Below are 25,566 nucleotides of genomic sequence, written 5' to 3' on the forward strand. Positions count from 1 at the left end.
TAGATGAATTTAGAAACAATTATTGGTTTAGAGGTTCACGTTGAGTTAAAAACAAATTCGAAAATTTTCTCTGCGAGTCCAACAGAATTCGGAGCGGAGCCAAATACACAAACAAGTGTAATTGACTTAGGATACCCAGGGGTACTTCCTACTTTAAATAAAGAAGCAGTTAACTTTGCAATGAAAGCTGCAATGGCATTAAACTGTGAAATCGCAACGGAAACGAAGTTTGACCGTAAAAACTATTTCTATCCAGATAACCCGAAAGCTTACCAAATCTCTCAATTTGATAAGCCAATTGGTGAAAATGGTTGGATTGAAATCGAAGTAGACGGTAAAAAGAAACGTATCGGTATTACACGTCTTCATTTAGAAGAAGATGCTGGTAAATCAACGCATACAGCTGATGGTTCATTAGTAGACTACAACCGTCAAGGTATGCCTTTAATCGAGATCGTATCGGAGCCAGATATGCGTACGCCAGAAGAAGCATATGCATACTTAGAGAAGTTAAAATCAATCATTCAATACACTGGTGTATCTGATTGTAAGATGGAAGAAGGTTCTCTGCGTTGTGATGCGAACATTTCTCTTCGTCCAGTTGGACAAGAGAAGTTCGGTACAAAAGCGGAACTGAAAAACTTAAACTCATTCACTTACGTACAAAAAGGTCTTGAGCATGAGCAAGTGCGCCAAGAAAAAGAACTGTTATCTGGTGGTATCATCCAACAAGAAACACGTCGTTATGATGAAGCAACGAAGAAAACAATCTTAATGCGTGTGAAAGAAGGATCTGACGATTACCGTTATTTCCCGGAGCCAGACTTAGTTGAACTTTACATCGACGATGAGTGGAAAGAAGCAGTTCGTGCCTCTATTCCAGAACTTCCAGATGCGCGTAAAGCTCGCTACGTTGCAGAAATTGGCTTACCAGCTTATGATGCACACGTATTAACATTAACGAAAGAAATGTCTGATTTCTTTGAAGCAACTGTTGCAGACGGTGCTGATGCGAAATTAACATCGAACTGGTTAATGGGTGAAGTACTTGCATACTTAAACAAACAACAAAAAGAATTAAAAGACGTTGCATTAACGCCTGCTGGTTTATCTAAAATGGTTCAATTAATTGAAAAAGGTACAATTTCTTCTAAAATCGCGAAGAAAGTATTTAATGAATTAATTGAAAAAGGTGGAGACCCAGAAGAAATCGTTAAAGCGAAAGGTCTTGTTCAAATTTCTGACGAGGGTACACTTCGTAAAGTTGTAACAGAAATTCTTGATAATAATGAGCAATCTATCGAAGACTTTAAAAACGGTAAAGACCGTGCAATTGGCTTCTTAGTTGGTCAAATTATGAAAGCTACAAAAGGACAAGCAAATCCACCGCTTGTTAACAAAATCTTACTTGAAGAGATTAATAAGCGATAATAGTAGTGACTTTTAAAGATTAAGCAGAAAAACACCCGTACATGGGTGTTTTTCTAGGTTAATCAAACGTTTGTTTAAATGAGACAAAATCGTTTAAACAAACGTTTGATTAACTGTCAAAAGTGGAAAAATGTTTGTATAGCAACTATGGTATGATAGTTGCAAAAAGGTGGGAATAATGATAAATCTAAACATAGAGGTTTTTTTCATCTCATGAAATAATAGATAGTTATTATTCGTTATATGTAAATTTTTATGGAAGAATGGATAGAAATAAAGTGAAACTTTAATCAGTAGGAGGTTCATCCAACACTGATTATTAGCCCTCACCAATCGGGCATTTACTGCCCGCAAATAGCGGGATAAATTTTTTGGTCAAATAAAAAAACCATTGAAATGAATATTTACTTTTGATGGACTACACGAATCGGGTTCTTACTGCCTGTTTGAGCGGGATAAAAGAAGGATAGCAAGATGAGAGGAGGTAGGCATGGGAATACTGAATAGAAGTTCAGTATGTTCTTTTTCGATACATAAAGAAATTTCCTGTGCTAATAAATGATGAAGCGAGCAAGAATTATTTATAATCCTACTTCTGGGCGTGAGCTATTTAAGAAGAGCTTACCAGAAGTATTACAAAAATTAGAACAAGCTGGCTATGAGACATCTTGTCATGCGACAACGGGTCCTGGAGACGCTACTGTGGCGGCGAGGCAAGCTGCGGATCGTAAGTTTGATGTTGTTATTGCGGCTGGTGGCGACGGTACGTTAAATGAAGTAGTAAACGGTTTAGTTGGGCATGAATTCCGTCCGAAATTTGGAATTATTCCAGTTGGAACGACAAATGACTTTGCACGTGCGATTGGTGTACCTCGTTCTATTGAAGAGGCAGCAGATATTATTTGCGAAGGAAAAACAGTGCCATTAGACCTTGGTAGAGCGAACGATACATATTTTATTAACATCGCTGGTGGCGGTCGTATTACAGAATTAACATACGAAGTACCGAGTAAGTTAAAGACAGTATTAGGACAACTTGCTTATTACCTAAAAGGTATCGAGATGTTACCATCATTGCATCCGACATATGTTGAAATTGAGTATGATGGAAAGTTACTACAAGAAGAAATTACGATGTTTTTAATTACGAATACTCGTTCAGTAGGTGGATTTGAAAAGGTAGCACCGTATGCATCTATTAACGATGGGTTATTTGACCTATTAGTACTGAAAAAAGGTTCTATCGCTGATTTAATTAAAGCAGCAACACAAGCACAACGTGGTGAACATATTAATAATCCAAAAGTGTTATATACACAAGCGAACCGAATTAAAGTACATTCACCAGATAAATTAATGATTAATTTAGATGGTGAGTATGGTGGAGATGCACCGATGGAATTCGAAAATATATATCATTGTTTAGAACTATTTGTTCCTGAACATCAAGAGGATGCCCTGTAAAGGCATCCTTTTTTACTTTGTTAAAATGAATTGTAAATTGGGAGTTAGTTTGATTTTTATGGTATTTTTACAATTCTTTTATTTTACATCCATACTTTATTGATACACTGGAAGAGATAAGAAATGAGAGGTAGGGTGCTATGGAGAAGGTAAAGGCGATATTATTTGATAAAGATGGGACATTAATGGATTTTCATTCAATATGGATAAAAGTAGCTGAAGAGCTTGTAGCTGAATGTATAAGTTTATACCATTTACCAAGTACAATAGGGCAGACCTTATTAGAAGAGATTGGTGTAGAGGGAGCATTTGTTAATCCGAGGAGTGCAATAGCTGCTGGAACAAGCCTTGATGTAGCGAAGGGGCTTTGTAATTATATTGAGTCTGCTAGAGAAGAAGAGATGCATCAGTGGGTAAGTGAGAAGTTATTTTCCCTTATGTATGAGCATCGTTCGCATATGAAAATGACAGCGGATTTACCGAAAGTGTTACAGGCATTAAAAGATAAAGGATTTATATTAGGGGTAGTCACGGCGGATGATTTCGCACCAACAGAATTATTTTTAAAACAATATAAGTTGGAGAACTTTTTTGATTATATTATAGCCTCGGATACATTCCCTGCGCAAAAACCAGATAAAAAGATTATAGAAGTGTTTTGTGAGAAATTTAATTTAGAATCATGTGAGGTTGCGGTTGTTGGAGATACGCCAACTGATTTACATTTAGCTAAAAATGGCGATTGCTATGCAATTGGGGTGCTATCTGGTACGGGAGACCGTCCAACATTAGAACCACTTGCTGATTTAGTGTTAGATTCTGTTGGAGAGTTTATTTCTCAATCGGGTGAGTTTTTCTGGGAGAAAGAAAAGTCTAATGTGTAAGGAAAATAAGTCTATAAAGACTCTTAATGAGTCTTTGTAGACTTATTTTTTATACCTGGATACAAAGAATATAGGATAAATGCTAGAAAAGAAAGTTGGCATATATTTTGCAATAAGAAGAGAAAACAATGTAAAGAAAAGGATGGGGTACGCAATGAACACAAAAAAATTTGCTAAAGTAAATGAACAAATTCCAGGACCGAAAGCGGCATCTTTATTAGAACGCCGTCAAAATATAGTACCAAAAGGAGTAAGTAACGGCATCCCAACGTTTGTAAAATCTGCAAATGGTGCTCTTGTAACAGATGTTGATGGCAATCAGTACATTGATTTTGCAGGAGCAATCGGGACAATTAACGTAGGGCATTGTCATCCAACGGTTAAAGAAGCGCTCCATAAACAAGTCGATCAATACATTCATACTGGATTTAATGTCATGATGTATGAGCCATATATTGAATTAGCAGAAAAGCTTGCGGCATTGGCACCAGGAAGTTTCGATAAGCAAGTCCTATTTTTAAATAGTGGTGCAGAAGCAGTTGAGAACGCGGTGAAAATTGCTCGTAAATATACGAAGAGATCTGGTATTATCGCATTTTCTAAAGGTTTCCACGGGCGTACATTAATGACAATGACGATGACAAGTAAAGTGAAGCCATATAAATTTGGGTTTGGTCCCTTTGCTCCAGAAGTATATAAAGCGCCATTTCCATACGAATACCGTCGCCCAGAGGGATTAACGGAAGAGCAGTATGATGATTTTATTATTGAAGAGTTTAAGAACTTCTTCATATCGGAAGTAGCACCAGAAACAATCGCAGCTGTTGTAATGGAACCTGTTCAAGGGGAAGGTGGATTTATCGTCCCAAGTAAGAAATTTGTTCAAGAAGTACGCCGCATTTGTTCAGAGAACGGCATCTTATTTGTAGCGGATGAAATACAAACAGGCTTTAGTCGTACAGGAAAATATTTTGCAATTGATCACTATGATGTCGTTCCAGATTTAATTACGGTGTCTAAATCATTAGGTGCTGGTGTACCGATAAGTGGTGTCATTGGACGTAAAGAAATTATGAATGAGTCTGCACCAGGTGAACTTGGTGGAACGTATGCAGGAAGTCCATTAGGATGTGCAGCTGCATTAGCTGTTCTCGATGTAATAGAAAATGAGAAATTAAATGATAGAGCGATAGAATTAGGAAAAGTCGTAATGAACCGATTCGAAGAGATGAAAAATAAATATCATTGCATCGGTGATGTGCGTGGGTTAGGCGCAATGTGTGCATTTGAGGTCGTTCAAGATCGTAAGACGAAAGCACCTGACAAAACGTTAACGGCTAATCTATGTGCAGAAGCAAATAAGCGTGGGTTACTTTTATTATCAGCAGGAACGTATGGAAATGTTATCCGTGTGTTAATGCCTTTAATTATTACAGATGAGCAACTTGAAGAAGGATTAACAATAATTGAAGAATCGTTGCAAGCTTGCTATGAGCAAACAAACATCGCTCGCGTGTAAAAACTGAAGTATAAATAGCAAACATTCTAGCTGACTCTATATTAAATGCAGAAAATTCACTTTATAATAAAGGTAGTGAAGTGGATCGATGGATTTGAAGTTAGGGGTGGCTAGGATGGTTGCAGAAAAGGAACGAGTGTTAATGGATTTAAAAGATGTATTTGAATATGCGTTTGACGAAATTTTTGTTACAGATGAGCAAGGGATCGTTGTGCGTGTAAATAGTACATGTGAAAGGCACTACCAACTAGCTGCAGAAGAGTTAGTTGGTAAGCATGTAAAAGAACTACAAAAGAATGGAATCTTTTATCCATCAGCGACATTAGAAGTGATTGAAAAAAAGAGGCCAATTGAACTCGTTCAAACTACAAAATCAGGAGAGTATTTACACGTTCGTACAAGGCCTGTTTTTGATGATGAGGGAAATTTAAGAAGAGTGATTAGTTATTCTCGCGACCTTACTGAACTCTATCAATTACGTCAAAAGGTAGAGGAAATGGATAATCAGCTAAAAACATATAAAAAAGAATTAAGAGAAACATATGAGCATGAAGGACTTATTTTTAAAAGTCTAGCTATGCAAAAAATAGTCGATACAATCAAAAAAGTATCTGTAGTGGATAGTACTGTTCTCGTTTTAGGCGAGACTGGAGTAGGAAAAAGTCGATTAGTACGCCATTTACATGAAGTGAGTCACCGTAAGCATGAAAGTTTCTATGAAATTAATTGTGCGGCATTGCCAACTAATTTAATTGAATCGGAGCTCTTTGGATATTCAGGTGGATCTTTTACAGGTGCGAATCGTGAAGGGAAAAAGGGACTATTAGAATCCGCGCATAAAGGAACTCTTTTTTTAGATGAAATCGGTGAAATGCCGATTGAAATTCAAGCGAAGCTTTTGCAAGTATTGCAAGAAAAAACATTTCGTCCTATAGGCGGAAGAGAATTAAAAAAAGTGGATGTTCGAATTGTGGCGGCAACAAATAGAGATTTAAGCAAGATGGTGAAACAAGGAACATTTCGGAAAGATTTATACTATCGTTTGAATGTTATTCCAATTGCAATTCCCCCGCTTAGGGAGAGAACAGAAGATATTTTGCCGCTTATTTATCATTACTTGCAGCACTTTAATAAAAAGTACGGACGTGATGTGAAACTAGCGCCGAGTACGTTACAAATGTTTGTCGGATATCCGTGGGAAGGAAACAATAGAGAAATAGAGAATGTAATTGAGAGAATTGTTATTACTGTCGATGATGTTGTAACGGTAGAGGATTTGCCACTCTCTATGCAAGAGGCTGCAGTTGAACAATCAGGGCGAAGTCTTTATAAAATGCTGGAAGAGGTAGAGAGAAATATTATTCTTAAAGCGTATAAAACGTATGGATCAAGTTATAAAGTGGCTGAGTTTTTGCAAATTAGTCAATCTGCTGCTACTAGGAAAATTAAGAAGTTCATAGAGGAGGAAGAAAATATTGGATAAAAAGGCGACTTTCGTAAGTATAGATAAAAAGGCGATGTATATAAATGGTGAGTGGATTACACTACAAGAACAAATTGAAGTAAATAATCCTGCGACGAAGGAAATATTTGCAACTGTACCAAAAGGCGGAGTAACAGAGGCAAAGCAAGCTGTTGATGCTGCACATGAAGCTTTTAAAACGTGGTCTAAGTTAACGGCAGCAGATCGTGCCACGAAGTTAAAAAAGTGGTTTACGCTTATTGATGAGAATAAAGAAGAGATCGCAGCGATTATGACGAAGGAACAAGGGAAGCCGTTTGCAGAAGCGATTGGTGAAGTAAATTATGCAAACAGTTTTGTTGAATGGTATGCAGAAGAGGGGAAACGCGTATATGGTGAAATGATTCCTGCTGCTCATCCGAATAAGCGCATTTTAGTTATGAAGCAACCAGTTGGCGTTATGGCAGCTATTACACCTTGGAACTTCCCAGCTGCTATGATTACGAGAAAGGTAGCCCCAGCCCTTGCAGCAGGCTGTACAGCCGTTGTGAAACCGGCAAGTCAAACGCCATTAACTGCATTGAAATTAGCTGAATTAGCCCATGAAGCAGATATTCCAAAGGGCGTAATCAATATCGTAACAGGTAGTGCAAAAGCAATTGCTGATACATGGATGGAAGATGGTCGCGTTCGAAAAGTGTCCTTTACAGGGTCAACGGAAATCGGGAAAGAGTTAATGGCTAGTGCGGCGCAAACGATGAAAAAAGTTTCGCTTGAGTTAGGGGGACACGCTCCGTTTATCGTAATGAATGATGCAGATTTAGATAAAGCAGTAGAAGCGGTGATTGGTTCGAAATTCCGTAATGCAGGACAAACGTGTATATGTACAAACCGAGTATTCGTTCAAGAAGAAGTATACGAAGTATTTGTAGAGAAGTTCCAAAAGTCAGTAGGGCAGTTGAAAGTAGGAGACGGTTTCGGTGACGGAACGACTGTCGGGCCACTTATTGATGAGAATGCAGTTTCAAAAGTACAAGAACATATTGAAGATGCTATTCAAAAAGGTGGAACAGTTTTATATGGTGGTCAAAAGGTCGCAGAGTTAGAGGGACATTTCATTCAACCGACTGTAATTGGGTTGGCAAATGATACGATGCTTTGTATGAATGAAGAAACATTTGGGCCAGTGGCACCAGTTGCGAAATTTAAAACAGTTGATGAAGTAATTGAACGTGCAAATAATACACCATACGGTTTAGCTGCGTATATTTTCACGAAAGACATTAGCCAAGCATTCCAAATTAGTGAAGCGCTAGAGTACGGTATTATTGGTCTAAACGATGGTCTTCCATCAGTTGCACAAGCACCATTCGGTGGATTTAAAGAAAGTGGTATCGGCCGTGAAGGAGGCCATTTCGGCATCGAGGAATATTTAGAAATTAAATATATTTCATTAGGACTATAAGTAGTATACTAGAATCTCTATAAGGTAACAGAGAAGGAGATTCTAGTATGGTATATTGGCTATTATTACTTGTTACAATTATTTTTGAAGTAGCTGGAACAATCGCAATGAAACTATCAAATGGTTTAACAAAGCTCGTTCCAAGTGTACTTATTTTCGTATTTTATGGAATTTGTTTCAGCGTGTTTGCTATCGTCGTTAAAAAGATTCATTTAAGCATTGCTTATGCCATTTGGTCTGGCGTTGGAACGTTACTTATTACAATCATTAGTGTTTACTTTTTTAAAGAGCATATTAGCTTATTCCAAGCATTTTGTATTCTCTTTATTGTTTTGGGTGTCATTGGGCTTAAGGTTTCATCGGCATCATAAAAGGCTATCTTCCTGTGTGGAAGATAGCCTTTACTTTTATCCCGCTATTTTCCGGGCAGTAAGACCTCTACCTCAAAATTCAGCGAAAGCAAAGAAGTTAGGTGGGGGATCGGGCTGCCCGTAAAAGCCCAATTGGTGAGGGCTGATTAAAGTTTCACTTTATTAAAACGCCCAGTTACCTTTACGGAAGATAGGCTCATGTCTGCCATCAGCTGTAATACCATCGATATCAAGCTCAGCGGATCCAATCATGAAGTCGTTGTGTGTAATACTAGCGTTTGCGCCGTTTTCAGCAAGTTCTTCTTTAGACATTGTTTTTCCGCCAACTAAGTTAAATGCATAAGCATTTCCGATTGCAAGGTGGCAAGATGCATTTTCGTCAAATAGTGTATTGTAGAATAAAACATTTGTGTTTGAAATTGGTGAGTCATGAGGTACTAATGCTACTTCTCCTAAGAAGTGAGAACCTTCATCTGTTTCTACTAAATGTTTTAAAGCTTCTTCACCAGCTTCAGCTTTATAGTCTACGATACGTCCATTTTCAAATGTTAACGTGAAATTATCGATAATATTACCTGCAAATACTAACGGTTTTGTACTAGAAACTTGGCCGTTTACACCTGTTTTAAGTGGCATTGTAAATACTTCTTCAGTTGGAATATTAGCCATAAATGGTACGTTCTTTTCATTTAAGCTACCAGCACCAGCCCATACATGTTTTTCTGGAAGTTCGATTGTTAAATCTGTTCCAGGACCTGTATAGTGAAGAGCTTTATAATGCTTTTCGTTTAAGTAATCCACTTTTGTATGTAATGTTTCATCATGTTCTTTCCATGCTTCTACAGGATTTTCTAAATCAGCGCGAGTAGCTTTGAAAATAGCATCCCATAACTTTGCTTCTTGTTCTTCTGGCGCTACGTCAGGGAATACTTTCGCAGCCCATTCTTTCGTAGGAACAGAAATTACACACCAGCTTACTTTATCGGCTTGTACGTAATCACGGTATACTTTCATCGCTTCTCCAGCTACTTTATGAGCTGTTGCGATACGTGTTGCTTCTACACCTTTTAATAAATCAGGGTTTTCTGCATAGATAGACATAAATGCAGCGCCTTCTTTTGCTAATTCTTCACGAGCATGTGCTTTCCAAGAAGGGAATTCAGAGAAAGCTTCTTCAGGAGCTAGATCGAACTTTAAGCGTGTTAACGTCTCATCATTCCAATCCACATATACGTGTTTTGCACCAGATTTATATGCTTTCTCTGTAACGAGGCGTACAAATTGTACAGCTTCAAGAGGTGCACTAATTGATAAAGTTTGCCCAGGTTGAATATTAACACCAACATTAACTGCAAGAGCAGCATATTTCTCTAACGTTTGTTCAAATGACATATGTATAATCTCCTTTAATTTGAAAGATTTCTTACTATATATAATACAAGAAAATTCTAAAAATATATATAAATATAAAGTAAAAAGAGAGCTCAAAATGTATTGAGCTCTTACATTTACTTAATTGAAGAAGCAAACTGCTCTACAGTCGTTGTATGGTGTATACGAACGCGCTTCATCTTTAACAATTCATCAGGTTCACCCTTCGTAATGAATTGCCCAGGCTTTGTCGTCGTCGCAAATTGATAATACTTCTTCGTTTCTGCAACAACCTTATCATCTACATGACCGAATGGATAAGCAATCGCGATAACAGGCTTACCTGTTATTTTTTCTAGCTTTTCTTTTGAACCTTTTAACTCTTCCTCATAGTTTGTAATTTTCGGCAAGTCTGCATGTGTTGCAGTATGAGATTGCACCGAGAAAATGCCGGAATCAACCATTTCTTTTATTTCAGAAGTAGACAATGCTCCTTCTACATCAACGTTATCAACAATCATATATTCTGTTGCTGCCGGTTTAAAAGTATCATCTTTTAGCTTTTGTAAAACGCGAAATGCATTCATATTATTTTTCATACCGTCATCAAATGTAACGAAAATCGGCTTATTTACTTTATTTATATCGCCCCAGCGTTCAAACGTTAACAGCGTATAACCATTGTCCTTTAAATGTTTCATTTGTGCTTCAAAGTTAGCTGGTGATACGAATAAGTCTTTAATACCTTGACCATGATAATCATCAATTGCGTGATACATAAGAACAGGAACCTTTTGTTCGAAAGTAATAGTAGATTTCGTAAGCGGGATTGTTTTCCCAGCTTCTTTCATTCCTGTTGCTTCAATTTGGAACTCACCGCGTTTTCCTTCAAATTCCTTTATATCAAAAGGAAGTGTGAATTGTTTCTCTTTTTCTTTAGAAGAAAAAGATTTAGCACTTTCCTTGCCATCAGCTGTGCGCCAAATTTTATATTGTACTTCATTTAAAGAATCTTTTATGTCTGTAATATGAATACTTGTGTTTGTAGATTCGTGTGTAACTGCATTATATGAGATTTTACCTTGTTTTTGCACAGTCTCTTCTTGTTTCTTAATCCCTTGAGCCGTTTTCTCTTTTTTAGGTTCTGGACTTACATTGTTAGTATTACAGCCTGCTAGAATGGCAGACGTACATAAAGCAATTGCTGCGTATTTTCTCATGAAAATCACCTTCTATTGTGTAGTATGTTGCATATTGACATTAAAATCCCCACCGCTATAAGAGTGGTGGGGATATACCCTTGTTCATCATATCATTTGAAGAAAATGAGGGGAATATGATTTTTAGGAGGCTATTAAGGTAATAGATTAGTGACTTTGAATAGATGTATTTTTTTGTTTCTTATGAGAATTAATAATAATATAACCGACTACAAAGATAAGAGGAATAACGAAGACATAGATAGGCATTCCCCATACATAATAGCTTTTCAGCGTTAAGACTAGTAAATGTAAGAAATCGAAAATTGCGTGGGCTTTCATAATATCCTCCAATGGTTTTTTGAAAATTATAACATTTTAAACTTGTTATTTGTATAATTTGGAAAGTGATTTAAGCTAATTTTAAAGTAAGAAGAAGACTTATTAATATGCAATTTTGCATACAGATATGGATTTTATTAAAATATAAAGATTTTATACTATAATAAAAACCGCTATAAAACTAAGTAAGAATAATGTATGGAGTGGAGAATAGAAATGAAATATAAAAAAATAATATATATCTTTTTCATATCACTATTTATAGTTGGTTGCCAAAGTGAAGTGAGTAAAGCGAATAGTGTGGAAGAGTATATTCCATCGCATCTTATGAATGCGGAAGTGACGGCGGATATCATGACACTAGAGATGGATCGTGATACACGTAAAAAAGTAGAGGTTATTACTAAAAAGATGAGTGATCATGTGAAGAATGATAAAGAGTGGTACGTAAACTACATATCAGGGCATATAGATAAACAGGTGAAGCCGTATCATCCTAACTTTGGTATTACAGAAGAAGAATATCACTTTTTTAGAAACGCCGTTGAGAATAGTAGTTTATCTAATACAAGTGATGGAAAACTTCAATTTAAGCAAAAAAGTAACCATGAAATTGAAATTGTTTCAAGTAGAAACCTAGAACTATTCCAGCATCTAGTAATTGATACAGAGAAGAATATAATAAAAACTTCTTTTGGAGAATGTCAGTATGTTGGAGAAATAAAGCCATCTTCAGAAAAAAGAATATTAGGTCGAATGAATGGAAAACAATGGATGTTACAAAAAGGAAATTTAATCTATTTATTCTCTTTAGGAAAGCTTGAAGGAGAAGATAAATCTGTTATGGTTATTTCAGTAAAAGGCATACACGAAGGAAAACTTATTAGTAACGAGGAAGTAGTCGAATTCCGTTCGATTTCATAAAGAATCAAAAAAATCACCTTACTCGTTAAAGTAAGGTGATTTTTTATTAAATAAACAATCCAGCGATTGTCGCAGATAAAATAGAAGCAAGTGTTGATGCAAATAGCATTTTCCAACCAAATTTAGAAACAACGCTTCCTTGTTTTTCAGAAAGGGCACGGATTGTACCAACGATTGCACCAATTTGGCTAATACTTGCGAAGCTAATTAAGAATACTGTAACGATTCCAACTGTACGTGGAGCTAATGTTGTAGCTGTGTCTTTTAAATCAAGGATTGCTACAAACTCATTTAAAACAATCTTCGTACCCATAATACCACCAGCTGGGATAATATCTTGAGTTGGAATACCCATTAAGAATGCGAATGGAGAAAGTACGTAACCGAAGATTTGTTGTAAAGTAACAGCATGTCCCATTGCGCCTGAAGCTGCACTAATTACGTAGTTTACAACTTCCATCACACCGATAAAGGCGATCATTAATGCGGCAACGATACCAGCGACTTTTAAACCATCAAGCGCACCGTTAATCATTGCGCCGATAAAGCTGTCTCCGAATAGAGTTCTATCAAATTTCTGAATCACTTCATCTTCTTTTTTCGTATCAACTGGTGTTAATAACGAACAAACGATTAAGCTTGAGAATAAATTTAGCGGAAGAGCTGCTAGCACGTATTTTGCATCTAACATCATTACGTATGATGCTGTAACAGAAGCAGAAACGGAGCTCATCGCAGAACAACAAATGATAAACATACGGTTTTTATTGAAATGCTGTAAATCGTTTTTAATAACGATTAACGCTTCACTTGAACCGAAGAATACAGAGTTTACTGCATGGAATGACTCAACGCGTGGCAAACCAGTAATTTTTGAAATTGCACCGCCGACAACACGAACGATGAATGGTAAAACACCTAAATAACTAAAGATTGAAAGTAGTGCTGAGAAAAATACGATAATTAATAATACGTTTAAGAAAAAGACAAAATCTCTGTGAATTCCATTAAAGAGAAAATCGACACCTGTCGTACCAAGTTTAATTAGTTTGTTGAAAACTTTACTAATGAAAATAATGATTTGTTGACCAACCTTTGTAGCAAACATAAACCAACCGATTAAAATTTGGAAACCAATCATAATTGCAATTGCACGGAAGTTGATTTTACTTTTGTTGTTTGACAAAGCAAAACATAAACCTAACACGGCAAGAATACCGATAATGCTCATTACATATTGCATGTAGTTGCCCCTTTCAGAAGTTCGTATAAAGTTTGTACATAAAACGCTCGTTATATTACTAAAAATAAAAGAACGAGGTTTTATGTCATACGTAAGATGTCTGACCTTTTAGAAAAATAAAAAAAGACCCATATGGATTCACTTTCATCTATGAGAGAAAGCTAATCAATATGAGTCCTTTTTTGCGCATAGGCTAATATTCATTAGTTTTCCCCATAGTCCAGCAATTTAAGGTTGCCGGGTAGAAACTCTCGATCCATATTATCAAGTATATATGAGGTAACATCGTCCGTATTAAATTAGTAGTAGCGTAACATTAACAGAGAAGTATCGTCAATAGCTTTTTTTCTTCCAATAGAAAAAGACCATATAAGTATGATAAAATGTAACGCAGTGTTATGAAAAAGAGAGGTCGGAAAATGAGTACTAAAATGACGCCACCAGTTGAGAAAAACGAGTTTATAGATGTAGTATTTGAAGATTTAACACATGATGGTGCCGGTGTTGCGAAAGTAAAGGGCTATCCTATTTTCGTTAAAAACGGATTACCAGGTGAAGAAGCGCAAATTAAAATTATTAAAGTGAAGAAAAACTTCGCATTTGGTCGTTTAATGAAGCTTCATACAGAAAGTCCATATCGTAAAGATGCAGAATGCCCAGTATATAACCAGTGCGGCGGTTGTCAGCTTCAGCATTTAACTTATGAAGGACAGTTACAAGCGAAAGAAAAACAAGTACGTGACGTTATGCAGCGTATCGGAGGACTAGGTGATGTTCCTGTTCATCCTGTACTTGGCATGAAGAATCCGTGGGTATACCGTAATAAAGCACAAGTACCAATCGGAGAACGTGAAGGCGGACTTGTAGCTGGTTTTTATCGCCAAGGAACGCATGATATCATTAATATGGAATCATGCTTAATTCAGGCAGAAGAAAACGATACATTAATCCAAGAAGTAAAACGTATTTGTGAAAAGCACGGTATCACTGCGTACAACGAAGAGCGTAACAAAGGAACACTTCGTCACGTAATGGCTCGTTACGGACAAGTAACAGGGGAAATTATGCTTGTCTTCATTACGCGTACAGCAGAATTGCCGAACAAAAAAGCAATCATTGAAGAAATTGCAGCGAAATTCCCAGAAGTAAAATCGATTGTTCAAAACGTAAATACGAAGCGTACGAATGTAATTTTCGGAGACAAAACTACAGTACTGTACGGATCAGAATATATTTATGACTTTATCGGTGACATTAAATTTGCGATTTCAGCACGTTCATTCTATCAAGTAAATCCAGAACAAACGAAAGTGCTATACGATAAAACGTTAGAATACGCAAAATTAAATGGTAACGAAACTGTAATCGATGCCTATTGCGGAATCGGATCAATCTCGTTATTCCTAGCGCAAAAAGCGAAAAAAGTGTACGGCGTTGAAATCGTCCCAGAAGCAATCGAAGACGCAAAACGAAACGCAGCACTAAACAACATGACAAACGCTGAATTCGGCGTAGGAGAAGCAGAAGTAGTCATTCCAAAATGGTACAAAGAAGGCGTAATCGCCGATACAATGGTCGTAGATCCACCGCGTAAAGGCTGTGATGAAGCATTACTAAACACAATCATCGACATGAAACCAAAACGCGTCGTATACGTATCGTGTAACCCAGCAACATTAGCACGTGATTTAAAAGTACTAGAAGAAGGCGGATATAAAACACAGGAAGTACAACCTGTTGATATGTTCCCGCATACGACGCATGTGGAGTGTGTGGCTTGGCTTAAGCTAGTATAATAGGAAAGCAGTTGATATAGAAAAAATCTATACCACCTGCTTTTTGGTTTACAAAAATACCATTCATAAGCGATTTTAGTTAAAATAAATATTGCTGATTTTCACAAATTATAAATTGAGATTTTGAAATTGTATTCATAGTGAGAGGATTTGAATTTGAAATGATAGATAATTTTTGGCGTGAATTACCACGACCATTTTTCGTACTTGCACCAATGGAAGATGTGACAGACGTTGTTTTCCGTCACGTAGTAAGTGAAGCAGGTCGTCCGGACGTATTCTTCACAGAGTTTACAAACTCGGATAGCTATTGCCATCCAGAAGGTATGAAAAGTGTACGTGGCCGTTTGATTTTTACAGAAGATGAACAGCCAATGGTGGCACATATTTGGGGAGATAATCCTGAATATTTCCGTCAAATGAGTATTGGTATGGCAGAACTAGGATTTAAAGGCATCGATATTAATATGGGTTGCCCAGTACCGAATGTAGCATCAAGAGGGAAAGGTAGTGGCCTTATTCTACGTCCAGACGTTGCAGCAGAACTTATCCAAGCAGCAAAAGCGGGCGGACTACCTGTCAGTGTAAAAACAAGACTTGGCTTTAAAGAGTTAAGCGAGTGGGAAGATTGGTTAACGCACATTTTCAAACAAGATATTGCAAACCTTTCTATTCATTTACGCACAAGAGAAGAAATGAGCCAAGTAGATGCGCACTGGGAACTAATTCCGGAAATAAAAAAATTACGTGACCGTATTGCGCCAAATACGTTAATAACAATCAATGGAGACATCCTTGATCGTAAAATGGGACTGGAACTTGCTGAAAAATACGGCATTGATGGCGTAATGATCGGACGAGGCATCTTCAAAAATCCATTTGCGTTTGAAAAAGAGCCAAGGGAACATAGCAGTAAAGAACATCTAGATCTTTTAAGACTACAACTTGATTTACAAGATCAATATGCAGAAGTACTGCCACGCTCAATCACAGGACTTCATCGCTTCTTTAAAATTTATGTAAAAGGCTTCCCTGGAGCTGCTGAATTGAGAAATCAATTGATGAGTACGAAGTCGACCGATGAGGTGCGTGGGTTGTTGGATAGGTTTGAGGATAGTGTTGGTATGGCTCAGGATAGTGAGACGGTTTAACGCTCTGAAGATAGAGGGAAATGGACTGTATTAATTTGTGGGTAGTTATTTTATTTAGTTTTGAGTTTTTTTGTGAATGTAACTTTTTTTGTTGATACAGTCTGCTTGCTGAAAAAAGAAGTCTTTGAGAATATAATGAACTAACGAATACTCGTAAGGAGAAAAATGACAAGAGCTGGAGTAGAGTACATTAGGCTCTATCGAGGTATGAAATGTAATCTGAATAATAGACAGAAATAAAAAATCTCTTTATTTGAGCATGGCCATCAAGTTAAGAAAATGTATGATTTTTATCTAAATAGGACCTCCTTACATGCAGAGTGCATGTAAGGAGGTCCTATTTTATGTTCAAATTAATTAATTTAACAGCGGGAAAATTAAATCTGAATTTCCGATTATAAAAATATTGTTTTTCGACTTCTTTCGACATAATTTATAAAGTTAATTATTTAGTATTGGTATGAAGATCTTTTGAATAATAGTTATTTTTAAATATTCGATAATAATTTTAGAGTACTGTGGAATTTTCTTCTGATTTGAAGATTTTTTCTTATAGGAGCTACCAGAATTTTTTTATTTTAATTGGAGGGAAATTATGAAGAAAGTATTAATAGCTTTACTTACAGCAGGATTAATTACATCGGGTTGTCAAAAATCAACAGAATCAGTACCAACAAAAGAAGTAAGCCAAAATGTTAAGCAAGATGAGAAGAAAATTATGACGAATGAGAGCAATGATATTTCGACTTCAAATTTAAGTGGAATAGCAATGTACCTAAAAAAAAACTATCGACTTGAAGATTTAGAGAGAACGCTTTCATCCCCGAGAACAAAAGAGGAAACTAGATGGTTATATGTAGATAATTATGCTAAATATACATTTGAAAGTGATGGGAAAATTATTAATCATATTAAGATTGAATTATTAGAGCCAAAAGATTTGAAGTATAAGGATGCCTTCAAATTATTAGGTCTTGATATTATGTTAGGTACTAAAATTGAATCAGAAGGCACTGAGGCGGAAGGGTATGCAAAATATGATGTTCGAGGAAATGATGCGAAAAGTGTGCAGATTGAGAAGTTTTCAGGAACTGGGGGCGGTAGCATATCTGTAAGTGTGGATGGGGCTTTCAAAAATAAAGAAGGTACTGTTTGGTTGGATTGTGACCGGGATGGTAATGTGAAATTTATTGAAATGAATTATAAGGGTAAGGCGGTAGGAAATGAAACAAGTGTTGCTAACGAGAAATTAGAACCCTTTGATGCAGAGGCAGGATCGGAAGTAGGAAAGAATATTGCAAATATAAAAGTTTATGATACGAAGGATTTACTTATTGAACAAACCGGATTAGCCCCATTTTTATTTCAAGCAACGCTGTATGATAATCCAAATATGTATTATACAGCTGATTTTCCGATAAAAGTTCGAGTTGATAATAAGTCTACGGTAGAAGAAGCTGTGAAAATCGGAAATGAAATTAACAATTTAGTGGTAAGTGCTGTAAATAAAAAGTTTCCACATAAAAATTTTAGAGTCAAAACGTACATTTATCATACAGAATTGGATTCATCAGGTAATTTTAATGCTACTACATCAAAAAAATTGAAAATAATAGAAAATTAATATGTGAAACTTTGGGGATTTGATTTTAATAATAGGGCAGGGAGAAATAAAATAATGAATTGTACAGCATGTAATAAGAAATTATTGAAAACAAATAAGTACTGTACTAGTTGTGGTACAGAGAGAATAAATTTGGATGAATCAGAAGAACTATTTGATAATGGAGAATTCCATAACGATATTACGCCCCAAAATAGAAATGATAAAAACATAAAATTAATAAGAATTGCAAAAAAATCTCCTTGGTACGTGTGGATAATTGGGATTGTGTTTATAGTTATATTAGTTAACGTTCTAATTCAAAATAATAGTCCACAAGAAACAGTAAAAGGCTTTTTTAAAGCTCTTGAATCAAGAGATTTAAACAAAGCAGGTGAGTATATACATCCGAGTCTCCCTTGGGATGTAGAAGCTGGAAAACGTATTGGAATTCCAAAAAATGCGTCAATAGATATATTGAATATAGAAGAAAGAAAAGTTGGAGATAGAGCAAAATTAAAAGTTACGATAGATATCTCTCCAAAACCTTTATACGGCCCTAATCCTGACAATATTACTATTGATTTGAAGAAAGTTGACGGAAAGTGGCTAATTTATGATATGCAATAGTCTCCTATATGGATAAAATTCATCGAAACCCATAAACTCTAGTTTGTATAGAAGAAATATAACAATGTAAGAGACGAGCAGTGTATTTGAGGAATCAATGCACTGCTTTTATAGTTAACAAATATAAAATAGAATGTAGATCTAATGAACTAAGAAAAAATGAACCGAAAAGTTACTGTAACCCTTCTATAGAATCAAATTATTGCTTGGATTGTAGTATAGCCTCTATAATCATAAATTTGGTTAAGACTACAAAACCTCCCCCTAAAATGTTAAAGTAGTAACTTAACGACATTAATTTACACATGCTAAAAGCATTACTATAATCAACATTTCAGGAGGAAACCCAATGGCAATGAGCAACAACGATATATTAAAAAGAGTAAGATACGCTTTAGATATAAAAGACATAGATATGGTAGAAATCTTTAAACTTGGCGGGATGGAAGTAACGAAAGAAGACGTAGTTGATATGCTTACCAAAATAAAGAGGGCTCCTCAACATGAAGCTGAAAATGATGAGGTAGCTGAAGATGAGTACGTATTAACATGCGATATGATGATGTTAGAGGCATTTTTAAATGGATTTATTACTTTAAAAAGAGGAAAGCAAGATCCGAAACCAGGGCAGCCTGCACCTGTACAGAGCAAGGAGAGTGCCAATAACCTTCTTCTAAAGAAAATGAAAATCGCACTATCTTTAACGAGTGAGGATGTACTTGATATATTAGATAGCGTAGGCGTTACGGTAACAAAAGGAGAGTTAGGCGCTCTATTAAGAAAAAAAGGCCATAAAAATTACAAAGAGTGCGGCGATAGATACGCAAGGAATTTCATTAAGGGATTAGGTGTAAAGTATAGAGGATAATAAGCTTGCTAAAGCAGTAAATGATATAATAGATAGAGTAGGACGTTCGTATCCTACTCTTTTTTATTTGTAAAATAATATGCTAGGTGATGAAATGGTACATACATATTTAGGTGAGACAATTAATTTTCATATAACTTATAAGAAGAAAAAGTCCGTGCGTCTTTTTGTGGATTCGTATGGAAATGTGGAAGTACAGGCTCCGAAAGGGACACCTGTTGAATACTTAGTCCAGTTGCTAGAGGAAAAGTGGGATTGGATTCAGACAACCCGTAAGGAAATGGCGGAGCGAGCGCGTGGACCACAGGAAAAGGATTACGATCAAGGAGAAGGCTTTTTGTATTTAGGGAATACGTATCCGATACAGATTTCCCAAGATGCAAGCATTGAGCAAGACAATGCAATTTTTGAAGGGGATAAGTTACATATTTATGTGAAAGAGCTTAAGGATGAGAAAATACAACAAGCTTTAAAACGATTTTATTATAAGCAGTGTAAAACTTTAGTAGAGAAGAGTATTAAAGCGCATCAAAGTAATTTTAAGACAAAACCACGTTCTATTCGTATTACAGATAGTAGTCGTACTTGGGGTACTTGCGATTCGAATTTACAACTAACATTCAATTGGAAGCTAGCAATGGCACCACAGCGAGTAATTGACTATGTAGTTGTTCATGAAATGTGTCATATGGTTCATTTAAATCATGATCGATCTTTTTGGCGTCTTGTCGGGAAGATAATGCCTGATTATAAAGAAATGGAGAATTGGTTAGCGTTATCTAGTTGGAAGATGACGGTTTAGGAAGGGATATCGATTTTTGTCTGTAAATCGATATTTCTTGTCGAATCGTTGATATATTGTGAGTTTTGATAGATATATTTTAAAAATCGTTGATATATTGTAAGTTATGATAGATATATTCGAAAAATCGTTGATATAATTTCATTTACCACAGGATTGTTCAACAAATTGAAAAGAGAAGAGGTCACAGCAGACATCTCCTCTTTTCGAGTATATAGATTATCGCCCAAACTTCACAATGAAAGTATCTGCTGTTTTCTCCATCTCATACCCACGATACCCCTCCGAAAGCAAAGCCTGCTGTCCACTAGCATCACTCATTAGAATAATTTGAACATCCGTCCAATCGCTTTCTTTATCTCCGCGCAATTTCTTCACAAAAACATATCGCAGACTACCACCATACTTCTCCTTCAGCGCAGCAATCTCCATCCCTTGCGCAAATTTATCCTTCAAACTCGGGATGTTAAAAGGAGCAACGGTGCAGCATACATAATCATATTTGCTATCTTCTTTTTGTAATTCGTCCATGATGACGTTTGCTAATATTTTTTGCATCCCATTTCCTCGACAGTTCGGATGAACGTTTGAGATTTCTTGATAGATGACGCGGTGTAGTTCACTTTCTGGCAAACCAATATCAAGCCCTAAATGTTCATCATCGATAGGCGGGACGAGTAGAGCGCGAAATGCGATGAGTTCGTTTTCGATAAAAGCACCGATCATCATGCCGTTTCCTTCTAGAATGTATTGAAATTCTTCTTGTGAGAGTGGTTGTAAACGACTTTTATCTTCTAGTGCTTCAACTACAATGTTTTGTAGTGATAAAATTTGTTCGATGTGCTCTAGTGATAGTAATGTAACGTGAAATGATTCGTTATTTTGTTTTAATGTTCCTTCGTATAGAGCCGTCATATGATATTCCTCCTTTAGCGTACAACGTCTTGAAAGACGGTTAGTTCTTGTAGTGTATCTTCGTTTATTTCAATGCCGAGTCCGGGCTTTTCGTTTAAGCGAATGAATGGTACATCGTAATGTAAGTTTCCAATGTCTTTCGTGAATTTTAATGGTCCTGTTAGCTCTACGCTCGTAATGATTTTTTTTGAGAAAGCGACATGGAATCCTGCTGAAGAGGCAACAGATGATTCGACCATTGATCCCACTTGGCATTCAATACCGGCCATTTCAGCTTGATGAGCGAGCTTTACAGCTGGATATATGCCGCCGCATTTCATTAATTTTATATTCACTTTATCAGCAGCTTCTAATTTAATAATTTGGCGCATTTCACGAGAACTTTTTAGTCCTTCATCAATCATAAGCGGGAGGTCTATTTTAGAACGGATATGAGCCATGGCATCAATATCGTCCGCGATAACAGGTTGTTCAATCCAGTCAATGTTTAAATGTCCTAATGAACGTAGTGCTGTTAATGTGTTTGCGCTATTTTTCCAGCCTTGGTTTACATCAACGCGAATAGCGATGTCATTTCCTACACGTTCTCGTACAGCTTCAATACGTTTCACATCTTCTTTTACATTCGTACCAACTTTCATTTTGAAAGATTGGTAACCTTTTTGAATCATAGAAGCAGCTTCTTCAGCCATATCTTCAGGATCGGCAATACTTAAAACGTGAGTGACATGGAATTCTTCATGATAGCGCCCGCCAATTAATTGATATACAGGTTGATTTAGTTTTTTGCCCATTATATCAAAACAGGCAATATCAATTGCGGCTTTCGCTGTTGGAACACCGTAAATTGTATTGTCCATCATGTCGTGTATTTTTTCGATATTCATTGGATTTTTCCCAATTAGAGCAGGGGCTAGCGTATGTTTTAAAGTATGGAAAGTACTTTCCCACGATTCACCTGTGACGTGATCATCAGCAACGCCTTCACCGTAACCGATAATACCTTCATCTGTTTCCATTTTGACGATAATAGAGGGCATATCAGAATAAGAGCCATAACTAATAACAAACGGATTGCGAAGCGGTAAACGAATTGCGTAAAGATGAATAGCTGTAATTTTCATTGAATAGAAACCCCTTCCTGTTTACAATAGTTTTATACATTTGATATAGTTGACGTTAAATAGTCGTTAATTAATGATAAGGAGTTAGAGAAAATTATGATAAAAATTGCAGTTGTCGGTTCAAAGGAATTTATGGACAACCTTTTTCCTATTGCTCAAAAATTAGAAGGAATAGAAATTGATCCATATATTTACCTTCATCCGGCGGAATCTTCTGAACTATTAAAGTGTCTAAAGCCTTGTGATGTCATCTTTTTCTCAGGTGCTTTACCTTATTATATGGCAAAAGAAATAAGAGAACAATTACGAATTCCAAGTACATACTTACAGCAAGACGAGACAACTGTCGCATCTTCAATTCTTTCTATCATGTATCATCAAAGTATTCAACCACATAACATTTCCATCGATTTAGTAGACCGCTCGTTTATTACAAATGTGTTCCATGATATCGGTATAAAAGAAAGTCCACAAGTGTTGGATTATGAAAATATGCTGTGGAGTAAAGATGAGATAAATAGAGTTATCGATTTTCATGTAGCTAAATATCAATGTGGAGAAGCTCATTTAGCTTTAACTAGTATTCACGCTGTTTACGACGAGCTTCAAAAAATAGGTGTTCCTTCAGAGCGCATGATTGATCCAACACAATCCATTATACATGGGCTAAAAGATGCAAAAATAAAAGCTGAGTTAGCAAAAAGCTATTCAGCTACTGTTGGTGCTTGTATTATTTCTTCCTTAGAATTACGAGCGAGTTTGCTTGAAAAACTAGATGTGATTTCAAAAGAACTACGTGGTTCATTTAAACAAGTGGATGAACTGACATGCATTTTGTATACAACTCGTGGTGATATCGAATCAATTATTAAAACAAATGCGATAGATAACTTGTCTGCGAGCGTAGAAGGAACGATAGCTATTGGATTTGGTTATGGGAAAAACGTGAAAGAAGCGGAGCAAAATGCAAAAATTGCTCAAAGTTTTGCAAAGAACAATCCAATAGATCGTTGTTTTTATATACTAACAAGTGATAAAGATTTGTTTGGTCCGTTCCCGAAAGAACAGAGAGTACAAAGTTTGAAAAATGATAATCCGGAACTAATGAAAATAGCGAAGGAAACAAAACTTAGTCCGGCCAACTTGTCAAAAATCATTCAATTTAGTCAATCGCACCCGTCATTGAAGTTTACAGCAGCTGACCTTTCTGAGTACTTACAAGTGACTCGAAGATCGACAGAAAGGTTGTTAAAGAAATTAGTTGATTACGGGTATGCTCATATTTGTGGGGAGGAAATGCCCTATCAACAAGGGCGACCTCGCGCACTATATGAACTGAATTTACCGCTATTTTTAAGCTTCTAGTTGAGCTTTTTGTTTCTTTAGTAGTTCTGCTTTTTCAATGTCTGATAGTTTTACAATTGTGAAGCCTGTTATACCATAAATGATTGAGATAATAGGTACGATGAAATTCAAAATAGCATAAGGAGCATATTCAAATGCACCTACGCCAAGTGTTGCGAGAATAAATACACCGCACGTATTCCAAGGAACGAAGACAGAAGTTAATGTTCCACCATCTTCTAATGCTCTGGATAAGTTTTTTGAATGTAGTCCTTTTTCCGTGTATGCATTTGCGTACATTCTTGAAGGGACAACAATTGAAATATATTGTTCAGAGCAAGTAAGGTTTGTTGCAAAACAAGATGCGATAGTAGAAGCGATAAGCCCTTTTGCTGATTTCGCTAACTTTAAAATTTGATTTACAATTGAGCGAAGAATACCTGTATGTTCTAATACTCCTCCGAAAGTCATAGCGACAATTGTCATAGAGACTGTATTCATCATCGAATCTAAGCCACCGCGGTTAAATAGTTCGTCTACTAGCTTGTTTCCAGTGTCTATAACAAATCCAGCTTGGAGTGCACCGACAGATGCTGAGACAGAACCACCTTGAATAAAGACTTGTGATAAGAATCCTAAAATAATACCGACGAGAATCGCTGGTATAGCAGGGACTTTTTTAGCGACCAATACCATAACGACTACGGGTATAATGAGTAGGAAAGGCGAGATAACAAAGTTTTGTTGCAATACTTGTAACGTTTGATCGATGCTTTTCGCATCAATATTGTTAGCGCCGAAGCTTCTTCCTAAGACTGCGTAGACGATAAGAGTAATAATTAAACCTGGAACTGTAGTAAATAACATATGACGAATGTGTGCGAATAAATCTGTATTTGTTAATCCTGCGGCTAAGTTAGTTGTATCTGAAAGCGGTGACATTTTATCGCCAAAATAAGAGCCTGAAATAATGGCACCAGCAACCATTGGAGCTGGGATTCCCATACTTAGGCCAATTCCCATTCCAGCAACGCCAATTGTTCCCATTGTAGACCAAGAGCTACCAATTGCTAATGCAACGATAGAACAAATGACGGTAATGGAAACTAAAAATAGTGATGGAGTTAAAAGTTTTAAACCGTAATAAATCATCGTTGCGACGATTCCACCGCCAATCCAAGCACCAATTGTTAAGCCAACAAGAATAATAATGACGATAGCAGGTAATGCAAGACGAATCCCTTTATACATTGCTTCTTCAAGATCATTCCATTTGTAACCGTAACGCCAAGCGACAATAGAAGCAACGGTTGTACCGATAATAAGTGGAACGTGAGGGGTTTGTTTTAATACAACAATTGTAATCATCATAACTGCAACGGTAATGATAATAGGGATAATCGCTATTCCAAAAGGTATTTCTTTTTTCATAAAGTTCCTCCTTGTTACGTATGTTTGTTTGTATTTTTAGAATTGTCGTAAAATAGACGTTTATTAGGTTATGATAACTAAAAGTTTATGTAAGCGTCAACATAAAAAACAGAAAATAAGGAATGTTCTAGTTGTTTGTTTAGTTTGTAATATAGGTGAGTAGTAAGCTTTTTAAGTATTTAAAAATAAACAATTGACTTTTTTCTTAAAATTCAATATGTTCATAA

Annotated in this window: 22 protein-coding genes and 1 riboswitch; of the genes, 15 read left to right on the forward strand and 7 right to left on the reverse strand. The window is 36.3% G+C overall.

The features are described from left to right. The first annotated feature begins 3 nt into the window (after positions 1-3). The 7 genes from gatB to AC1Q8L_RS25050 all read left to right on the forward strand — a co-directional run bounded on the left by gatB (position 4) and on the right by AC1Q8L_RS25050 (position 8,596). Positions 4-1,431 (forward strand): Asp-tRNA(Asn)/Glu-tRNA(Gln) amidotransferase subunit GatB, encoded by a 1,428-nt coding sequence (gene gatB / locus AC1Q8L_RS25020; protein ID WP_001047683.1) that lies wholly within the window; start codon positions 4-6, stop codon positions 1,429-1,431. 558 nt (positions 1,432-1,989) lie between these two features. Then, entirely contained in the window at positions 1,990-2,895 is a 906-nt protein-coding gene (locus AC1Q8L_RS25025) for a diacylglycerol kinase (RefSeq protein WP_000977679.1), read from the forward strand. Positions 2,896-3,035: 140 nt separating this feature from the next. Beyond that, positions 3,036-3,779, forward strand: coding sequence for an HAD family hydrolase (locus AC1Q8L_RS25030; RefSeq protein ID WP_000416664.1), 744 nt, complete (start codon positions 3,036-3,038; stop codon positions 3,777-3,779). A gap of 154 nt (positions 3,780-3,933) precedes the next feature. Then, on the forward strand, positions 3,934-5,298 hold the full coding sequence (gene gabT / locus AC1Q8L_RS25035) for a 4-aminobutyrate--2-oxoglutarate transaminase (RefSeq protein WP_001092999.1): 1,365 nt from the start codon (positions 3,934-3,936) through the stop codon (positions 5,296-5,298). A gap of 115 nt (positions 5,299-5,413) precedes the next feature. Then, the gene (locus AC1Q8L_RS25040; RefSeq protein WP_098311782.1) at positions 5,414-6,781 is read left to right on the forward strand and encodes a sigma-54 interaction domain-containing protein; all 1,368 of its coding nucleotides are present in this window, start codon (positions 5,414-5,416) and stop codon (positions 6,779-6,781) included. Next, on the forward strand, positions 6,774-8,225 hold the full coding sequence (gene gabD, locus AC1Q8L_RS25045; protein WP_000358131.1) for an NADP-dependent succinate-semialdehyde dehydrogenase: 1,452 nt from the start codon (positions 6,774-6,776) through the stop codon (positions 8,223-8,225). The genes AC1Q8L_RS25040 and gabD overlap by 8 nt, the downstream gene beginning before the upstream one ends. A 47-nt stretch (positions 8,226-8,272) precedes the next feature. Then, entirely contained in the window at positions 8,273-8,596 is a 324-nt protein-coding gene (locus AC1Q8L_RS25050) for a DMT family transporter (protein WP_000263262.1), read from the forward strand. A 162-nt stretch (positions 8,597-8,758) separates the two neighbouring features. Here the strand turns inward: AC1Q8L_RS25050 and AC1Q8L_RS25055 are convergent, their stop codons facing one another. From AC1Q8L_RS25055 to AC1Q8L_RS25065, 3 genes are all read right to left on the reverse strand, one after another. Beyond that, positions 8,759-9,988 carry an aminopeptidase gene (locus tag AC1Q8L_RS25055; protein WP_000007372.1) on the reverse strand — a complete coding sequence of 410 codons (1,230 nt, stop codon included), beginning with the start codon at positions 9,986-9,988 and terminating at the stop codon, positions 8,759-8,761. Between the two features lie 116 nt (positions 9,989-10,104). Continuing rightward, positions 10,105-11,187, reverse strand: a complete 1,083-nt coding sequence (locus AC1Q8L_RS25060; RefSeq protein ID WP_001233714.1) for a polysaccharide deacetylase family protein — start codon at positions 11,185-11,187, stop codon at positions 10,105-10,107. A gap of 147 nt (positions 11,188-11,334) precedes the next feature. Beyond that, positions 11,335-11,508, reverse strand: a complete 174-nt coding sequence (locus AC1Q8L_RS25065; RefSeq protein ID WP_000643593.1) for a hypothetical protein — start codon at positions 11,506-11,508, stop codon at positions 11,335-11,337. A 216-nt stretch (positions 11,509-11,724) separates the two neighbouring features. On the opposite strand from AC1Q8L_RS25065, the gene AC1Q8L_RS25070 reads away from it, so the two are divergent. Next, positions 11,725-12,432, forward strand: a complete 708-nt coding sequence (locus AC1Q8L_RS25070) for a hypothetical protein (protein ID WP_000875602.1) — start codon at positions 11,725-11,727, stop codon at positions 12,430-12,432. A gap of 46 nt (positions 12,433-12,478) precedes the next feature. Here the strand turns inward: AC1Q8L_RS25070 and AC1Q8L_RS25075 are convergent, their stop codons facing one another. Beyond that, the gene (locus AC1Q8L_RS25075) at positions 12,479-13,675 is read right to left on the reverse strand and encodes a NupC/NupG family nucleoside CNT transporter (RefSeq protein ID WP_001200494.1); all 1,197 of its coding nucleotides are present in this window, start codon (positions 13,673-13,675) and stop codon (positions 12,479-12,481) included. A gap of 196 nt (positions 13,676-13,871) precedes the next feature. Next, positions 13,872-13,973: riboswitch (purine riboswitch) on the reverse strand. 121 nt (positions 13,974-14,094) lie between these two features. On the opposite strand from AC1Q8L_RS25075, the gene rlmD reads away from it, so the two are divergent. From rlmD to AC1Q8L_RS25105, 6 genes are all read left to right on the forward strand, one after another. Continuing rightward, positions 14,095-15,471, forward strand: coding sequence for a 23S rRNA (uracil(1939)-C(5))-methyltransferase RlmD (rlmD, locus tag AC1Q8L_RS25080; protein WP_000105031.1), 1,377 nt, complete (start codon positions 14,095-14,097; stop codon positions 15,469-15,471). Between the two features lie 161 nt (positions 15,472-15,632). Next, entirely contained in the window at positions 15,633-16,622 is a 990-nt protein-coding gene (locus tag AC1Q8L_RS25085; RefSeq protein ID WP_000566713.1) for a tRNA dihydrouridine synthase, read from the forward strand. A 595-nt stretch (positions 16,623-17,217) separates the two neighbouring features. Then, on the forward strand, positions 17,218-18,246 hold the full coding sequence (locus AC1Q8L_RS25090; RefSeq protein ID WP_025118700.1) for a hypothetical protein: 1,029 nt from the start codon (positions 17,218-17,220) through the stop codon (positions 18,244-18,246). 54 nt (positions 18,247-18,300) lie between these two features. Next, complete coding sequence (locus tag AC1Q8L_RS25095; RefSeq protein ID WP_000995851.1) at positions 18,301-18,855, forward strand: zinc ribbon domain-containing protein; 555 nt, start codon at positions 18,301-18,303, stop codon at positions 18,853-18,855. Positions 18,856-19,204: 349 nt separating this feature from the next. Further along, entirely contained in the window at positions 19,205-19,723 is a 519-nt protein-coding gene (locus tag AC1Q8L_RS25100; RefSeq protein ID WP_001251704.1) for a YehS family protein, read from the forward strand. 94 nt (positions 19,724-19,817) lie between these two features. Beyond that, positions 19,818-20,525: a M48 family metallopeptidase gene (locus AC1Q8L_RS25105; protein ID WP_000233761.1), complete on the forward strand. Its 708-nt coding sequence runs from the start codon at positions 19,818-19,820 to the stop codon at positions 20,523-20,525. Positions 20,526-20,744: 219 nt separating this feature from the next. Here the strand turns inward: AC1Q8L_RS25105 and AC1Q8L_RS25110 are convergent, their stop codons facing one another. Further along, entirely contained in the window at positions 20,745-21,440 is a 696-nt protein-coding gene (locus AC1Q8L_RS25110; RefSeq protein WP_000126174.1) for a hypothetical protein, read from the reverse strand. 14 nt (positions 21,441-21,454) lie between these two features. Next, positions 21,455-22,564 carry a mandelate racemase/muconate lactonizing enzyme family protein gene (locus tag AC1Q8L_RS25115; protein ID WP_000704476.1) on the reverse strand — a complete coding sequence of 370 codons (1,110 nt, stop codon included), beginning with the start codon at positions 22,562-22,564 and terminating at the stop codon, positions 21,455-21,457. Between the two features lie 93 nt (positions 22,565-22,657). Here AC1Q8L_RS25115 and AC1Q8L_RS25120 point away from each other — a divergent pair, with 93 nt between their 5' ends. After that, the gene (locus AC1Q8L_RS25120; RefSeq protein WP_025118701.1) at positions 22,658-23,929 is read left to right on the forward strand and encodes a hypothetical protein; all 1,272 of its coding nucleotides are present in this window, start codon (positions 22,658-22,660) and stop codon (positions 23,927-23,929) included. Here the strand turns inward: AC1Q8L_RS25120 and nhaC are convergent. After that, positions 23,918-25,339 carry a Na+/H+ antiporter NhaC gene (nhaC, locus tag AC1Q8L_RS25125; RefSeq protein ID WP_000711502.1) on the reverse strand — a complete coding sequence of 474 codons (1,422 nt, stop codon included), beginning with the start codon at positions 25,337-25,339 and terminating at the stop codon, positions 23,918-23,920. The genes AC1Q8L_RS25120 and nhaC overlap by 12 nt on opposite strands. Between the last annotated feature and the right edge of the window lie 227 nt (positions 25,340-25,566).

The organism is Bacillus sp. GW823-FHT06A11 (assembly GCF_058795355.1).

What these genes read in the sequence shown, in the direction of transcription:
- AC1Q8L_RS25075 (WP_001200494.1), bottom strand. Translation starts at nt 13,675, where the DNA reads ATGCAATATGTAATGAGCATTATCGGTATTCTTGCCGTGTTAGGTTTA.
- rlmD (WP_000105031.1), top strand. Translation starts at nt 14,095, where the DNA reads ATGAGTACTAAAATGACGCCACCAGTTGAGAAAAACGAGTTTATAGAT.
- AC1Q8L_RS25085 (WP_000566713.1), top strand. Translation starts at nt 15,633, where the DNA reads ATGATAGATAATTTTTGGCGTGAATTACCACGACCATTTTTCGTACTT.
- AC1Q8L_RS25110 (WP_000126174.1), bottom strand. Translation starts at nt 21,440, where the DNA reads ATGACGGCTCTATACGAAGGAACATTAAAACAAAATAACGAATCATTT.
- AC1Q8L_RS25065 (WP_000643593.1), bottom strand. Translation starts at nt 11,508, where the DNA reads ATGAAAGCCCACGCAATTTTCGATTTCTTACATTTACTAGTCTTAACG.
- AC1Q8L_RS25070 (WP_000875602.1), top strand. Translation starts at nt 11,725, where the DNA reads ATGAAATATAAAAAAATAATATATATCTTTTTCATATCACTATTTATA.
- AC1Q8L_RS25030 (WP_000416664.1), top strand. Translation starts at nt 3,036, where the DNA reads ATGGAGAAGGTAAAGGCGATATTATTTGATAAAGATGGGACATTAATG.
- AC1Q8L_RS25095 (WP_000995851.1), top strand. Translation starts at nt 18,301, where the DNA reads ATGAATTGTACAGCATGTAATAAGAAATTATTGAAAACAAATAAGTAC.
- gabT (WP_001092999.1), top strand. Translation starts at nt 3,934, where the DNA reads ATGAACACAAAAAAATTTGCTAAAGTAAATGAACAAATTCCAGGACCG.
- AC1Q8L_RS25100 (WP_001251704.1), top strand. Translation starts at nt 19,205, where the DNA reads ATGGCAATGAGCAACAACGATATATTAAAAAGAGTAAGATACGCTTTA.
- AC1Q8L_RS25060 (WP_001233714.1), bottom strand. Translation starts at nt 11,187, where the DNA reads ATGAGAAAATACGCAGCAATTGCTTTATGTACGTCTGCCATTCTAGCA.
- AC1Q8L_RS25115 (WP_000704476.1), bottom strand. Translation starts at nt 22,564, where the DNA reads ATGAAAATTACAGCTATTCATCTTTACGCAATTCGTTTACCGCTTCGC.
- AC1Q8L_RS25050 (WP_000263262.1), top strand. Translation starts at nt 8,273, where the DNA reads ATGGTATATTGGCTATTATTACTTGTTACAATTATTTTTGAAGTAGCT.
- nhaC (WP_000711502.1), bottom strand. Translation starts at nt 25,339, where the DNA reads ATGAAAAAAGAAATACCTTTTGGAATAGCGATTATCCCTATTATCATT.
- gatB (WP_001047683.1), top strand. Translation starts at nt 4, where the DNA reads ATGAATTTAGAAACAATTATTGGTTTAGAGGTTCACGTTGAGTTAAAA.
- AC1Q8L_RS25105 (WP_000233761.1), top strand. Translation starts at nt 19,818, where the DNA reads ATGGTACATACATATTTAGGTGAGACAATTAATTTTCATATAACTTAT.
- AC1Q8L_RS25055 (WP_000007372.1), bottom strand. Translation starts at nt 9,988, where the DNA reads ATGTCATTTGAACAAACGTTAGAGAAATATGCTGCTCTTGCAGTTAAT.
- AC1Q8L_RS25025 (WP_000977679.1), top strand. Translation starts at nt 1,990, where the DNA reads ATGATGAAGCGAGCAAGAATTATTTATAATCCTACTTCTGGGCGTGAG.
- AC1Q8L_RS25040 (WP_098311782.1), top strand. Translation starts at nt 5,414, where the DNA reads ATGGTTGCAGAAAAGGAACGAGTGTTAATGGATTTAAAAGATGTATTT.
- AC1Q8L_RS25090 (WP_025118700.1), top strand. Translation starts at nt 17,218, where the DNA reads ATGAAGAAAGTATTAATAGCTTTACTTACAGCAGGATTAATTACATCG.